Raw genomic sequence first — 14,633 nt, 5'->3', positions numbered from 1 at the left:
TTATGCCTGCCATAATTCGCCACAATTCCTCCTGTTTTGTGTTCGTATTCCTGTCGCCTTTCGCCCGCTTCCCTCTGTTTAATAACTTCAACATCCAATTTAAAAGTGGAGGTAAGTGAGTGAACAGGGTGATGTTATTCGGGCAGCGGTTCCATAAAGACGATCTGATGTTGCCGACAGAGGAATACTATCGTCGCCGCCAGAAAACTGGTGGTGCTGGGCGCTGGTTGTTATTTGTTGTGGTGGTATTGGCGGTAGTCATTGCTGCAATCGGGGCAGAGGTCAATGCCCAGGAGCTTCCCTCTGTGGGTGGTGCGATTCAGCAGGAGTTCACCGAGACAGTTACCCTGGATGATGTAAAGGGGGGGACTTACTTTTTACTGACAATGAGTCCGGAACGTACATTCCAGCGGTGCACCTGAAAAGTCAGGTCAGTATTTCCGTGCGGGGTCTGGTAGCGGAAGTAGAGCTTCAGCAGCAATTCAAGAATACCACCGAAGGCTGGCAGGAAGCGGTGTACGCCTTGCCGCTTCCCGAGCAAGCTGCGGTGGCGGGGCTTGAAATTCAAGTGGGTGAGCGCCGTATTGTCGGTAAGGTGCGCGAGCGAAAAGAAGCCTCCAAGATTTATAAGGCTGCTCGTGCGGCGGGTAAGCGTGCAGCACTTCTAGAGCAGCAGCGCCCAAATCTGTTCACTAATAAAGTGGCTAATATTGCCCCCGATGAGATGGTGCAAATTCATATCCGCTACTTGCAGCCGGTCAATTATGACAGCGGCGTCTTTTCACTGCGTATGCCCACGACATTGACCCCGCGTTATATCCCGGGCAAGCCAATACCCTCCCAGGCATTGAATGGCGATGAGCTGGAGTTGGTGGCAGAGAGTAGTGGCTGGGCTCTGCCCACTGACCAGGTGCCGGATGCTGCGGCGATAACTCCGTTTATGCAGCCAGCGCAGGAGCTACAGGCATTGGGTAGACATAATATTTCTATCGAGGTGGATCTGCATGGCGGACTGCCGCTAGCAAAAATCGATAGCCCCTATCACCAGATTGATATTGATAACCGAGGTGACGGTCGCTACCGGATTCAGTTGCGCGATGAAACAGCTGCAATGGATCGGGATTTCTTATTGAATTGGCAGCCGCGTACTTCTGCTATGCCGCGGGCGGCGCTGTTTAGCGAGAAAATCACGGCACAAGAGGGGGCAGAAGTGCAGGCTGGTGCTTATCTACAGGTCATGCTGCTGCCACCCAGCGACGGTACTGCCGCGCAGCGTTTACCGAGGGAAGTGATTTATGTGATCGATACTTCCGGCTCCATGTCTGGCAATTCTATTCGCCAGGCGAAGGAGAGTCTTACCCTGGCACTGTCTCGCCTGCATAGCAATGATCGCTTTAACGTTATTGAGTTTAACAGTACAACCCGCGCATTTTTCCCGCGACCTATAGCGGCGAGCGCGGAGAATATCCGCCGTGCGCGCCAGGAAATCGAAAAACTGAATGCCGAGGGGGGTACAGAAATGGCGCCGGCCTTGCGAATGGCATTCGGTCAGCAAATGCAGGATGACACCAGTACCGTTCAGCAAGTCGTATTTATTACAGATGGTGCGGTGGGCAATGAGCGGGCCCTGTTCGAGTTAATTAGCCAGTCCTTGCATAACGCCCGGCTGTTTACTGTGGGTATTGGTTCGGCTCCCAATAGCCACTTTATGCGCAAAGCTGCTCAGTTTGGACGCGGTACTTTCGTCACCATCGGTGATATTTCCGAAGTTCGCGAGCGTATGCAGGCTCTGTTCGCCAAGTTGGAAAATCCTATGGCTACAGACCTGCAACTCAGTTGGCCCCAGGGAGTCGTCGCGGATGCCTACCCCAAGCGCATCCCCGATCTCTATAACGGTGAGCCTATGCAGTTGGTGGCCAAGGTACAGGGTGATCTTTTGCAGGGAGATATTCAGCTGCGGGGCCGAATGGCAGGTAAACAGTTTGTGCGCAAACTCGCTCTGAAAGTAGAGAGTGGTAGCGATACTTCAGGCATCGGCAGTGTTTGGGCTCGCAGCAAGATAGATTCTCTGCGAGACCGGCAGCTTCAGTCTGGAGAGCAGTCGGATGCGGGCCTGGCTCTGCGCGAACAGATTTTACAGATTGCACTGAGGCATCAACTTGCCAGCCCCTACACCAGTTTTGTTGCAGTCGAAGAGGAAGTTGTACGCAGCGCTGAAGAGAAGTTATCTCGCAGCTCGGTCACCAATATGGTGGCTAAAGGGCAAGTGCTACAGCGCCAGGCCTATCCGCAAACTGCTACAGGTCTCTACGGGCAGTTATTGGCAGCGGCGGTATTGTTGATGTTTGCGGCGATCTTCCAGCGCGGTCGGGCCTTGCGCAGCAACTTGACCCGAGCCCTGCGCTCCTTCTTGCGAAGGGTTTTACCGGACCCCCGTCAACCCAGCGGCGCTAATCCTCTGCAATGGGGAGGTGTGTAAGCGTGGCTCGCTCACTGCTCTTTATGCTTTGCTTGGGAACGGGCTTGTGGCAGCTGGGTTCCGCCAGCTGGCTCCTGGCCAAGGCAGAATTGGCCCAAGTGTTGATTAATAGTGCTTGGGAAGAACAGCTACAGGGCGGGGCTCTGCAAAAGCCCTGGCCCTGGGCGGACACCTGGCCCGTGGCCAAGTTAAAGTTGGAAGGGCAGTCGCCATTAGTTGTTCTCAGCGGCGGTAGTGGCCAGGCGTTGGCTTTCGGCCCTGGTCTCTTAGCTGGGTCCGGCAATCCTGGCGAGCCTCGCACCACGGTTATTGCCGCACACCGGGATACTCACTTTGCGGGATTAGAGCGTGTCAGGCGGGGTACCTCCATTTACCTGCAGGATAAACGCGGACGCTGGCATACTTATCGGGTTGCGGAAATGCGAATTGTGGACAGTGAGAGAGAGCGTTTGCCGATCTTTGCCGAGCGGGGTTTATTGCTGGTGACTTGTTACCCCTTTAATGCCCTGGCGGCTGGTGGCCCGCTGCGTTACTTGGTCTACGCTGAATATCAACCCGGTGGGGAGCTGGTTCAGCTGTGACTGATGTCTTTGTTTGAGACTCGATTTTGTAGTTCATTTTCTCAAAAATTCCACTAAATGTTCCGGTGAAACGGCCAAACGGCAAATAATTGTTTTGCTCTTTTGTTTTATTTGTTACTAACCGTCCTATCTGGAAAATTTTTTGTAGTAATACTACAATTCCCTCCGCTAACAACCGGGGATGGGGTTTTGTCCGCCAGTCTGCGCGGGCCCCGGAACAAATAATCACAGTCAAACTAGGCACTTGCGGCAATCAATTGCGCCGCTTTCCTCACCGTCATATTCGAGTAAAGATTCACAAACTTTGCATTTACGCCAACAAAGTTGGTGAATTGGCGGAACCAAGAAAAAAAGGAAGCTTTTTTTGCTCGCGCTGTAGTTTGCCCGCGTACCGATTTTTGAGAAATAGACCGACTCGACGTCGCCTAATTCGCCGAGGAGCACTTGATGCACGAAGATACCGATAACCTCGAAACGCAGGAGTGGCTGGACGCGCTGCAAGCGGTTATCCGCTATAGCGGCAAAGAACGCGCAGCCTTCCTCCTGAAGCAGCTGTCTGACCGCGCTACCGATGTAGGCGTACAATTGCCTGCGGCAATCACCACTCCCTATCGCAATTCCATTCCGCCCAATGCGGAAAAGCGTATGCCTGGCGACTTATTTATGGAGCGCCGCATTCGCTCCCTGATTCGCTGGAATGCCCTGGCGATGGTGGTACGTGCCAACCAGAATGACGATGGCCTCGGTGGCCATATCTCCAGTTTCTCCTCTGCGGCGACACTCTACGATGTGGGCTTTAACTACTTCTTCCGTGGCAATGAGGGAGAGGAGCGCGGCGACCTGATTTTCTTCCAGGGCCACAGCGCACCGGGTATTTATGCCCGTTCCTACCTGGAAGGGCGCTTCGATGAAGAGCAGCTGGACAACTTCCGTCGCGAAGTGAACGGCAATGGCCTGTCCTCTTACCCGCACCCCTGGCTGATGCCAGAGTACTGGCAGTTCCCCACGGTCTCCATGGGATTGGGGCCGATCCAGGCGATTTACCAGGCGCACATTATGCGCTACCTGTCTGCCCGCGGCCTGTCCCCGCGCGGCGATCGCAAAGTGTGGGCTTTCCTTGGTGACGGTGAGTGTGACGAGCCGGAAACCCTGGGCGCAATTTCCCTGGCCGGCCGCGAGCAACTGGAAAATCTGGTGTTCGTGGTTAACTGTAACCTGCAGCGTCTGGACGGCCCGGTACGCGGCAACGGCAAGATCGTGCAGGAGCTGGAAGGCGTATTCCGAGGTGCCGGTTGGAATGTTGTCAAAGTACTCTGGGGCCGCCTATGGGATCCGCTGCTGGAGAAAGATGACAAAGGCCTGTTGCAGAAAGTCATGGACGAAGTGGTCGATGGCGAGATGCAGAACTTCAAGGCCAACGGCGGCGCTTATACCCGCGAGCATTTCTTCGGCAAATACCCGGAGTTGCTAGAGCTGGTTAAGGATATGTCCGACGATGAGATTATGAAGCTCAATCGCGGCGGCCACGATCCCTATAAAGTCTACGCAGCTTACGCGTCGGCGATGGCCCACAAAGGCCAGCCCACCGTGATCCTGGCGCAAACGGTTAAAGGTTACGGCTTAGGCTCCGCCGGCGAAGCGGCGATGGACACCCACTCTGTGAAGAAGCTGGACCTGGATTCCCTCAAGCGTTTCCGCGATCGCTTTGCCATTCCGCTCACCGATAAAGAGCTGGAAGAAGTTCCTTACTACCGCCCATCTCCGGACAGCCCGGAAATGAAATATATGGCGGAGCGCCGCAAGGCCCTGGGCGGCCCGGTTCCCCGTCGCCCGGTTGAGTGCCCGAAACTGGAAGTCCCCGGTCTCGATGCTTTCAGCGCACTGACCAAAGGTTCCGGTGAGCGCGAAATCTCCACCACCATGGCATTTGTCCGCGCTATCGCGGCCTTGGTAAAAGACAAGAATATCGGCAAGAACATCGCGCCGATCGTTCCCGATGAAGCCCGTACCTTTGGTATGGAAGGCCTGTTCCGCCAGCTGGGTATCTATTCCTCCCAGGGGCAGCGCTACACCCCGGTGGATCACGGCCAGATCATGTATTACAAGGAAGATAAGAAAGGCCAGGTGTTGGAAGAGGGCATCAACGAAGCCGGTGCTATGTCCACCTGGATGGCGTTGGCTACTGCCTACAGCAACCACGGCGTGCCGATGGTGCCTTTCTATATCTACTACTCCATGTTCGGTTTTCAGCGTATCGGCGACCTGGCCTGGGCCGCTGGCGATATGCAGGCGCGCGGCTTCTTGATCGGTGCCACTGCTGGCCGTACCACCTTGAACGGTGAGGGTCTGCAGCACCAGGATGGCCACAGCCACGTACTGTCCTCCACTATCCCCAACTGCCGCAGCTACGACCCGGCTTACGGTTATGAGCTGGCGGTGGTTATGCAGCGCGGCTTGAAAGAGATGTACGAAGAGCAGAAGAACCTCTTCTACTACATCACTATCGAGAACGAAAACTACCTGCAGCCGGAAATGCCTCAGGGCGTGGAAGAGGGCATTATTCGCGGTATCTACAAACTGCAGTCCAACGTCAAGAAAGGGGCCAAGGGCAAAGCGGCGAAGAAACATGTACAGCTGATTGGTGGCGGTACTATTTTGCGCGAAGTACTGGCAGCGGCGGATATCCTCGCCGACCAGTTCGGTGTGACCTCCGATGTCTGGAGCCTCACCTCCGCTGTGGAATCGGCCCGTGAAGGCCAGGATGTGGCGCGCTGGAATATGCTGCACCCGGAAGCCGAGCCGCGCAAAGCCTGGATCACTGAGCAGTTCGAAGGCAATACCTCCCCGGTTATCGCCTCCACCGACTACATCCGTTCCTATGTGGAACCACTGCGCGAATTTATCGACGGTGAACTGACCACCCTGGGTACCGATGGTTTCGGCCGCAGTGACAGCCGCGAGCAGCTGCGTCGCTTCTTCGAAGTGGATCGCAACTACGTGGTAATTGCCGCACTGAACGGCTTGGCCAAGCAGGGCGTTATTGATGCGAAAGAGGTTGCGGAAGCAATCGTGAAGCTCAATATCGACGCCGAAAAAGTTAACCCGCGCATCAGCTAAGAGAAGGCAGAACTCCTATGGCAAAACAAGTCATTAAAGTGCCTGATCTCGGTGGTGCCGATCAGGTGGATGTGATTGAAATTTCTGTTGCTGTCGGCGATACCGTCGCGCAAGAGGATTCACTGATTGTGGTGGAGGGCGATAAAGCCTCCATGGATGTGCCAGCCCCAGTGGCTGGCAAAATCCTCAGCATCAGCGTGAAAGAGGGCGATAAGGTCTCTGAAGGCGACGTGATTGGGGAAATCGAAACCGATGTGGCGGAAGCGCCGGCAGAGGAGCCCGCTGCGGCCCCCGCCAAGCAAGAAGCTGCACCAGTTGCAGAGCCTGTGGCTGAAGCCCCTGTGGCGACGCCGAGCGGCGAGCCGAAAGAGGAAACGATCCAGATCCCGGATCTGGGCGGTGCTGATGCGGTTGATGTGATCGAGATCAGTGTACAGCCCGGTGATGTGGTTGAAGAGGGGGACTCCCTGATTGTGGTGGAAGGCGATAAAGCCTCTATGGATGTGCCTTCCCCCAGCGCCGGTACCGTGGTTTCTATCGCGGTAAAAGAAGGCGATAAGGTTTCCACGGGTGACACCCTGGGCGTGTTGAGAGTAGTTGCTGCAGGTGCCGCCGAGCCCGCAGTTACAGCTGCAGCCCCTGCAGCGACAGCGCCTGCCGAGAGCGCGCCACAGCAGGCAGCTGCGTCTGTTGAGCCCCCGGCAGTGCCGCAGAAAGACTATCAGCTGGAGCGCAACCTCACCGCAGCAGCCCAGGTTTACGCCGGCCCCGCCGTGCGCAAACTGGCCCGCGAGTTGGGTGTTACCTTGAATAAGGTGAAGCCTACCGGCCCGCGAAACCGGGTCTCCAAGGACGATCTGCACAATTACATCCGCGAGCAGGTGAAGAAAGCTGAGAGCGGCGCGGTTGGTGTCGGCGGTGGAATCGGTATCGCCAAGATGCCGGATATCGACTTCAGCCAGTTTGGCCCGGTGAATGTGGAGCCGATGAGCAAGATCCACAAGATCACCGCAGCCAACATGTCGCGCAACTGGCTCAACGTGCCTCACGTCACCCAGTTTGACGATGCGGATATCACAGAGCTGGAAACCTTCCGCAAGTCCATGAAAGTTGAGGCGGAGAAGCGCGGAGTGAAGCTCACTCCAGTGCCTTTCCTGCTGAAAGCGGTAGCTGCGGCCCTGCGTGCAGAGCCGAGCTTTAATGTGTCCCTGCACAACGATGGCGAGCACATTGTGCGCAAGGACTATGTGCATGTGGGTATGGCAGTAGATACACCCAAAGGCTTAATGGTGCCGGTTATCCGCGATGTGGATAAGAAAGGCTTGTACGAGCTGGCGGCCGAGGCCACTGAAATGGCCCTGAAAGCCCGCGATGGCAAGCTGAAGCCCAATGAGATGCAGGGCGCCTGCTTTACCATTTCCAGTTTGGGGGCTATCGGTGGCACCGGATTTACCCCGATCGTCAATTCTCCGGAAGTTGGTATCCTCGGTGTTTCCAAGCTGGCGATGAAGCCGGTGTGGAACGGTAAGGACTTTGAGCCTCGTCAAATGTTGCCCTTGGCGCTCTCCTACGATCACCGCGCGGTAAATGGCGGAGATGCCGGACGCTTTATGACTTATTTGGTCAGCGTGCTGGCGGATGTACGCAGACTGTTGCTGTAATTGTCAGCGAGTTAAAGTCAGTAAAAAAAGCGGCCAATCGGCCGCTTTTTTTATAGTCAGGACTAGGGAGCCTCTGAATAATTCCGTGATGCCTCTGGCATGCAGAGCGGTTCACAATCAAGGCGCGACTTCGCAGGAGTGTCTAGACCTTTCAAGAAGTCGCAACGCGGAGTGTGAATCGCTCTGTAAGCCCCAAAGGGCGGGCCTTGAAGGCCGCATCTGCTGCGTTGCAGCTCTTGCAAAGGGCTAGGGCCATTCGCGGCGAGCTGCGCCTAACATCTGCAGCCTTCAAGACCCGCAGAGGCATTACGGAGTTATTTAGAGGCTCCCTACATTCCATATAAGTAAGTTAGCCTTTAAGTGGAAATGAAATATTCGCCGCGTAAAACAACAATAAGATGATTTACGCGCAAATCGATTCTGGGATGCTGGCTGCTAATGCCTCGGCAGCTAGACTGTCAGAGAGGCTACTATCATCGCAGCACTGAAAATGTGAGGTGTCGGATTATGGGACCTACAAGGAAATTCGCATTGCCGCTTGTGGCGGTATTTGCGATGCAGGGCTGCTTGTTTTTGCCTGCGGACGAAGTGGAGGGCGAAGACCCTTTCTTTTATGAGGCAGAGGCTGCCGGACAAAGCGCCAGCTTTGTGGAAGTCGGCAGTAATCACACAAAATACCCACAACCCCTTACCGCCAAAAGCGAATGCGAGGCGGCGGATTGCGTAGATAGCTTGCAGGACTCCATGGCCTGGTTTTTCCCTATATTGCGGGTTTACTAACGACAGTAGCTGAGCCCAGTGTGGAGCTGTTGCGAAATAGCCGGATCTAAAAGTGCGTGGACTCTGTCCGCGCGGTGCTGATACGGAGCGCTACCATGCAAAAGTTTGCGATATTTATTTCTGCCTTGTCGATGGGTGTATTCCTTGAGGGTTGTGGAACCCCCGATACGCGCAATCAAGTGGTTTATCCCGTAAGCCCGCCAATTCCCCGCCATGCGGAATACCGGGGTTATCCCTCTTCACACTCCTCTCATTCCTCCCATGTGCCAGATGCGCCTGCGTCTCCAACAAGCTGCCCGGGAGATTCTGAGGAGCTGGCGCCGGGTTCTATTTGTCCACCCAGTGCCCGTTGTTTTGATATTTCCGGTGGAAGGCGTTGTATTTCCTATGAAAATTAGCGTTGTTTTTTTTCTTATTCTTGTAGCGCAGTCCCTGGGGGGCTGCGTGGCTGACGGTTTCGGTTATGACTTAACCGGCACGGCAACTTACTACACCTACAAAACTACTCCGGTGCCACCGGATGAACTTACAGCATTCCCGCGTTTTTGTCTGGCCGGTGATCCCTATATGGGAAGTCTCGACAACTGTATTGCCGAGGGTGTGCACTGCTATCAACTGGACACCGGTGATTGGTGTGAAGGACCTTATTCACCATTTGAGTTGAGTTACAGTTTCTACTGACCAAGTAATTTTCCGCTAGTGCCGCTTTTTGAGCCGGTGCGAAATGGTGGTATGGGGGCACGCAGTTTATTTTGACTCCATTGTTTTTTCCTGAGTGGAGTAAAAATTAAGACTGGATCGTTTTATTTTGGGATGCCGATTTAAACAGGTTTAATAATGAGGGGTGCCAATAGAAGCTGGATGCGAAATGTAATTGTCGCAGTGGATCAGCTGGGAAATGCTATTGCCGGTGGTAATCCCGATGCAACAATATCGGCACGCTGTGGGTATTTTTCCAGAGTGACGGAAACCCGTTTTCGCCACTATTGGAGATTTTTGGAGCGGGTGATTAATTACACCTTGATGCCAATAGATGGGCCGGATCACTGTTACCAGTCTTATCTGTGGGATCGCGCTGAGAAACACGAAGAGGGCAGTGACTATATGCGAGCCATTCTGGGGGTGATCGTTATTATTTTTTGTGTACCCATGGGGTTATTGATTCGGGTTTATGTAATTTTATTTCCGAGAGCCCGCTGGAAAAAGGAAACGCGCAAATAGAAAAAAGCCCGGACGCACAGCATTTATGCGCCCGGGCTAAGCGGGGTTAAGTGTTAGCTACTTGCTCCAGAGGTAAGTTACTCTCCTGGCTATCTGTAGTGCGGGCAGCTGATAGTTTGCCGCCGGCAATCTTGCGCAGGGCAACATAAAATACCGGAGTGAGGAACAGGCCAAACAGGGTTACACCGATCATGCCGGTAAATACGGTAATGCCCATGGCATTGCGGACCTCAGCGCCAGCGCCGCCGGCCAATACCAGTGGTACAACACCGGCAATAAAGGCGACTGAGGTCATAATGATCGGGCGCAGACGCAGGCGGCAGGCTTCCAGTGCAGCCTCGACAGTGCCTTTGCCTTCCATTTCCAGTTCGCGAGCAAATTCCACGATTAAAATAGCGTTCTTACAAGCGAGCCCCATCAGTACAACCAGCCCGACTTGAACAAATACATTGTTGTCGCCGCCAGTAGCCCAGACACCGAATAGTGCAGCCAGCAGACACATGGGCACGATCAGGATCACCGCCAGTGGCATTACCCAGCTTTCATAGAGGGCGGCCAGCACCAGGAATACCAGTAATACTGCGAGAGGGAAAACCACCATGGCGGCATTGCCCTGGTTGACCTGCTGGAAGCTGAGGTCGGTCCATTGGATTTGCATGCCCGGTGGCAGGGCTTGGCTGGCAACCTGCTCAACCGCTGCCAGTGCCTCGGAAGAGGACAGCATGCTGGGATCGGACTGCCCCATCAGGTCGGCTGCGGGATAGCCGTTGTAGCGGATCACCGGATCGGGTCCGTAACTCTGGCGCAGGGTCACCATGGTGCTGATGGGCACCATCTCCCCATTCATATTGCGAGTGTAGAGATTATCGAGATCCTGCACTTCATCGCGGAAGGGTGCATCAGCCTGGGCAACGACCTGGTAGGTGCGACCGAAAAGGTTGAAGTCGTTGATATACATAGAGCCGAAGTAGAGCTGCAGGGTGCCGAACAAGTCGTCCATGCGCACACCTTGAGCCTTGGCCTGTAGTCGATCCACTTCCGCGTCCATCTGCGGCACATTGGCCTGGTAGGAGCTGAAGGGGTAGCTGAGGCCACTGGCTTGGCTCAGGGCGCCCGCCAACATATTGGTGGCGTTTTGCAGCTCACCGTAGCCGGCACCGCGACGGTCCTGAACATAGAGCGAGTAGCCGGAGCCGGCACCCAGACCGAAGATGGGCGGCGGCATAAAGGTCATGGCAAAGCCTTCCTTGATCTGTGAGATCTTGCCATTTAGCTCCGCAGCGATTTCCTGGGCACTGCGCTCACGTTCATCGAAATCGTCGAACAGGATAAATACCGTGCCCACGTTGGGGGTGTTGGTACCTTGCAGGGCATTGAAGCCGACAAAGGCCGCGGCGTTGGCAACACCTTCGGTTTCCAGGGCCAATTCACTCACGCGGCGAGCAACTTCCTCGGTGCGGTCCAGAGAAGCACCTTCCGGCAGGCGGATACTGCCCACCAGGTAAGTCTTATCCTGAACTGGAATAAAGCCGCCGGGCACCTGTTGGAACAGGGCGAAAGTACCGCCAAGCAATATCAGGTAAACACCAAATACGATACCGCGACGCTTGAGGCTGCCACCCACGATTCGCTGGTAGCGCTCGGAATTGCGCTGGAAGAAGCGGTTGAACGGGCGGAATATCCAGCCGAACAAACGCTCAATAATGCGCGCGGGCATATCCGGTTTGGCGCCGTGAGGCTTCAACAGAGTTGCCGCCAGAGCCGGAGACAGAGTCAGAGAGTTGATCGCGGAGATAATAGTGGCGATGGCAATGGTGGTGGCAAACTGGCGGTAGAACTGGCCGGTGATGCCGTCCAGGAATGCCATGGGCACAAACACTGCGCAGAGCACCAGGCTGATCGCGACAATCGGACCGCTCACCTCGCGCATGGCTTGGTGGGCAGCGGCTAAAGGCGTCAGTCCCTCCTCGATATTCCGCTCGACGTTTTCCACCACCACAATGGCGTCATCCACCACAATACCGATGGCCAGCACCATAGCGAACAAGGTCAGGGTGTTGATTGAGAAGCCCAACATCAACAGCACCGCAAAGGTGCCGACAATAGATACCGGCACGGCCAACAGTGGGATCAATGAGGCACGCCAGGTTTGCAGGAACAGGATAACTACCAGAACCACGAGCAGCACGGCTTCCAGTAGGGTCTTGATCACTGAGCTGATGGAGGTGCTAACAAAAACCGTGGGGTCGTAAGCGACTTCCCACTTGAGGCCTTCCGGGAACTGATCATCCAGTTCAGCCATTTTCTCCCGTACCGCCGCAGAAACCTCCAGTGAGTTGGAGCCGGGGGATTGGAAAATAGGGATAGCGACAGCCTGGCGGCCGTTGAGCAGGGCGCGCAGGGAGTCCTGGGAAGAGGCCAGCTCTACACGGGCCACATCTCGCAGGCGGGTGATCTCACCATTATTGCCGGTCTTGAGTACAACATCGCCAAACTCCTCTTCACTTTCCAGGCGGCCTTTGGCGTTAATGGAAATCAGGAAGTCGGATCCGTTCGGCATGGGGGAGGCGCCGATCTGGCCGGCGGAAACCTGTACGTTCTGCTCGCGCACGGCACTGACAATATCGGCAGCAGTAATGCCTACGGCGGCGGCTTTCTGCGGGTCCACCCACAAGCGCATGGCGTAGTCACCGGAACCGAATACGGCGGCGAGGCCTACGCCGGGAATGCGCGATAGCTCATCGCGAATATGCAGTACGGCGTAGTTGCGAATATAGGTAGCGTCGAGGCTGTCGTCCGGTGAAATCAGGTGCACCGCCATCATCAGGTTTGGCGACTGCTTCTGGGTAGTAACACCTTGCAGGCGGACATCTTCGGGCAGGCGCGGCAAGGCCTGGGACACCCGGTTTTGCACCTGTACCTGGGCTTGGTCCGGGTCTGTGCCCAACTCAAAGGTCACGTTCAGAGTCAGGGTGCCGTCACTACCAGCCACTGACTTCATGTAGATCATATTTTCCACGCCGTTAATCGCTTCTTCCAGCGGCGTGGCTACAGTTTCTGAGATCGTCTTAGGGTTGGCGCCAGGATAGCGAGCACTCACTTGTACGCTGGGGGGCACAACTTCGGGATATTCGCTGACCGGCAGTGAGGGAATACTGATCAGGCCGACGACGAAAATAATGATCGACAACACGGATGCAAATATCGGTCTGTCGACAAAGAAACGGGAAAAATTCATATACTGCTACTCCGAGAGCGACTCAGTCAGCCGCTCGGATTCCATTGATAGGATTAGCTGAATGTATGGGCTCACTTCAGCAAGCCCCTTGCTCTTTGTTTAGTGGCCGGCGACTTGGGTCGCCTTTACCTGCTCCTGCATGGCCACCATTTCCGGTGCGACGGGCATGCCCGGGAAGAAAATCTTTTGCAGGCCATTTACCACAATTTTCTCGCCGGGCTCCAGGCCGCTGCGGATAACCACTAGGTCACCTTGGCGTTGGCCAGCGACCACGGGGCGCTTTTCGGTGACATTACTGTCGTTGACGATGTAAACATAGCGGCGGTCCTGATCGGTAAGAACCGCTTTGCTATTGATTAAAACTGCCTGTGAAACCTCTTCAATTGGCATTTCCACCCGAGCAAATTGTCCCGGTCTGAAAAAGCCGTCCCTGTTGTTAACCACAGCGCGGAACTGAATAGTGCCGGTATGGCTGTTCAAGCGGTTATCAATAAAGTCCAACTCTCCACTGTGTGGATAGCCCTGCTCACCGGCGAGACCTACGCGCACAGCAGGTTTTTGCCCGCTATTAAGTAAGTCGCGGCCCTTAGCAAAAGTCTGTTCGTCACTTTCGAAATACACGTACATTGGGTCGACAGAGACCAGCGTTGTCAGCAGGGTGCTGTCGGCATTGGCGAGATTGCCTTGAGTAACCAGGGCGCGGCTTACTCGGCCACTTATTGGTGCTTTAACTTCAGTGTATTGAAGGTCCAACTGGGCATTTTCCAGTGCTGCCTCGGCGGCGCTGAGGGCCGCTCGGGCCGAATCTCGCGAAGCGATACGCCGATCGTATTCCTCGCGGGAGATGGCTTTGCTGTTGAGTAGCTGTTTTGCCCGGCCGGCTTGCTTCTCGCTATAGGAGAGGTCGCTGCGAACCCGAGCCAGGTCTGCGCGGGCGGCGCGTTCGCGGGCCTGATAAGGGCGGGGGTCAATGGTGAACAGGACATCGCCCTGTTTGACCAGAGTTCCCTCGGCAAATGAAACCTTGTCGATATAACCGCTAACCCGTGGGCGCAGTTCAACGGTTTCTGGGGCTGCCACACGGCCGGTAAAGCTGCGCCACAATGTCGTATTTCCTGCAGATACCTGGGCGACCTCCACGGCTGGGGGAGGCGGTTGTTGACCGCTGGGTGCGTCACTGTTACAGCCGGCGAGTACCAGTGCAGATACGCCGAATAAAACCGTCGTTAATTTTCTTACCATTACGCGTGTACTCCCTTTGCTACGGAGGGGGAAGGGCTATTGGGTGCTTCTCCCAGTAAGGGCGTAACTCTAGCGGTGGCCAAGTTGGTTGCGGTATCCGGGAACTGTTAATTGATTGCCTATTTCTACTTAAGGCGTGCTTTTGGGTTGGAAGGATCACATTCTGGTGGACGTGTAAAGAACTGGATATATAACTAGTTATCGCAAAAAGTGATTAAGATATTACAGCGACTGTAGGCCTGTTAATCGATTATGGTTACCTATTACTGCACAGTAATTGCCCAATCCTGCAAAACTGCACGGAAATTGCCTAA

The 14,633-nt window shown here is 55.1% G+C and carries 11 protein-coding genes; 9 read left to right on the top strand and 2 right to left on the bottom strand.

What is annotated here, in order from left to right; genetic code table 11:
- Positions 1–119: 119 nt before the first annotated feature.
- From P0078_RS09855 to P0078_RS09815, 9 genes are all read left to right on the top strand, one after another.
- Positions 120–422, top strand: coding sequence for a hypothetical protein (locus P0078_RS09855; protein WP_282934213.1), 303 nt, complete (start codon positions 120–122; stop codon positions 420–422).
- Positions 413–2,479, top strand: a complete 2,067-nt coding sequence (locus P0078_RS09850) for a marine proteobacterial sortase target protein (protein WP_282934212.1) — start codon at positions 413–415, stop codon at positions 2,477–2,479. The genes P0078_RS09855 and P0078_RS09850 overlap by 10 nt, the downstream gene beginning before the upstream one ends.
- Before the next feature lie 2 nt (positions 2,480–2,481).
- On the top strand, positions 2,482–3,060 hold the full coding sequence (locus tag P0078_RS09845; RefSeq protein ID WP_282934211.1) for a class GN sortase: 579 nt from the start codon (positions 2,482–2,484) through the stop codon (positions 3,058–3,060).
- A 447-nt stretch (positions 3,061–3,507) separates the two neighbouring features.
- Positions 3,508–6,177, top strand: a complete 2,670-nt coding sequence (gene aceE, locus P0078_RS09840) for a pyruvate dehydrogenase (acetyl-transferring), homodimeric type (RefSeq protein ID WP_282934210.1) — start codon at positions 3,508–3,510, stop codon at positions 6,175–6,177.
- A gap of 17 nt (positions 6,178–6,194) precedes the next feature.
- Positions 6,195–7,838, top strand: a complete 1,644-nt coding sequence (aceF, locus tag P0078_RS09835; protein ID WP_282934209.1) for a dihydrolipoyllysine-residue acetyltransferase — start codon at positions 6,195–6,197, stop codon at positions 7,836–7,838.
- 507 nt (positions 7,839–8,345) lie between these two features.
- A complete protein-coding gene (locus P0078_RS09830) occupies positions 8,346–8,618 on the top strand; it encodes a hypothetical protein (protein WP_282934208.1) in 273 nt (90 codons plus the stop codon).
- A gap of 95 nt (positions 8,619–8,713) precedes the next feature.
- Positions 8,714–9,016 carry a hypothetical protein gene (locus P0078_RS09825; RefSeq protein ID WP_282934207.1) on the top strand — a complete coding sequence of 101 codons (303 nt, stop codon included), beginning with the start codon at positions 8,714–8,716 and terminating at the stop codon, positions 9,014–9,016.
- The gene (locus tag P0078_RS09820; RefSeq protein WP_282934206.1) at positions 9,006–9,299 is read left to right on the top strand and encodes a hypothetical protein; all 294 of its coding nucleotides are present in this window, start codon (positions 9,006–9,008) and stop codon (positions 9,297–9,299) included. The genes P0078_RS09825 and P0078_RS09820 overlap by 11 nt, the downstream gene beginning before the upstream one ends.
- A gap of 180 nt (positions 9,300–9,479) precedes the next feature.
- Positions 9,480–9,839: a hypothetical protein gene (locus P0078_RS09815; protein ID WP_282934205.1), complete on the top strand. Its 360-nt coding sequence runs from the start codon at positions 9,480–9,482 to the stop codon at positions 9,837–9,839.
- A gap of 46 nt (positions 9,840–9,885) precedes the next feature.
- Here the strand turns inward: P0078_RS09815 and P0078_RS09810 are convergent, their stop codons facing one another.
- Complete coding sequence (locus P0078_RS09810) at positions 9,886–13,077, bottom strand: efflux RND transporter permease subunit (RefSeq protein WP_282934204.1); 3,192 nt, start codon at positions 13,075–13,077, stop codon at positions 9,886–9,888.
- A 99-nt stretch (positions 13,078–13,176) separates the two neighbouring features.
- Positions 13,177–14,319, bottom strand: a complete 1,143-nt coding sequence (locus P0078_RS09805) for an efflux RND transporter periplasmic adaptor subunit (protein WP_282934203.1) — start codon at positions 14,317–14,319, stop codon at positions 13,177–13,179.
- Positions 14,320–14,633 lie beyond the last annotated feature (314 nt).

The sequence above is a fragment of the Microbulbifer sp. VAAF005 genome, assembly GCF_030012985.1.
Taxonomy (GTDB): Bacteria; Pseudomonadota; Gammaproteobacteria; order Pseudomonadales; family Cellvibrionaceae; genus Microbulbifer.
The sequence above is the reverse complement of the archived record's forward strand: the minus strand, read 5'-3'. Positions and strand labels throughout refer to the sequence as shown.

Bases quoted from the DNA above. Each gene is read 5' to 3' on its own strand.
- aceE (WP_282934210.1), top strand. From the start codon at position 3,508: ATGCACGAAGATACCGATAACCTCGAAACGCAGGAGTGGCTGGACGCG.
- aceF (WP_282934209.1), top strand. From the start codon at position 6,195: ATGGCAAAACAAGTCATTAAAGTGCCTGATCTCGGTGGTGCCGATCAG.
- P0078_RS09830 (WP_282934208.1), top strand. From the start codon at position 8,346: ATGGGACCTACAAGGAAATTCGCATTGCCGCTTGTGGCGGTATTTGCG.
- P0078_RS09825 (WP_282934207.1), top strand. From the start codon at position 8,714: ATGCAAAAGTTTGCGATATTTATTTCTGCCTTGTCGATGGGTGTATTC.
- P0078_RS09820 (WP_282934206.1), top strand. From the start codon at position 9,006: ATGAAAATTAGCGTTGTTTTTTTTCTTATTCTTGTAGCGCAGTCCCTG.
- P0078_RS09815 (WP_282934205.1), top strand. From the start codon at position 9,480: ATGCGAAATGTAATTGTCGCAGTGGATCAGCTGGGAAATGCTATTGCC.
- P0078_RS09810 (WP_282934204.1), bottom strand. From the start codon at position 13,077: ATGAATTTTTCCCGTTTCTTTGTCGACAGACCGATATTTGCATCCGTG.
- P0078_RS09805 (WP_282934203.1), bottom strand. From the start codon at position 14,319: ATGGTAAGAAAATTAACGACGGTTTTATTCGGCGTATCTGCACTGGTA.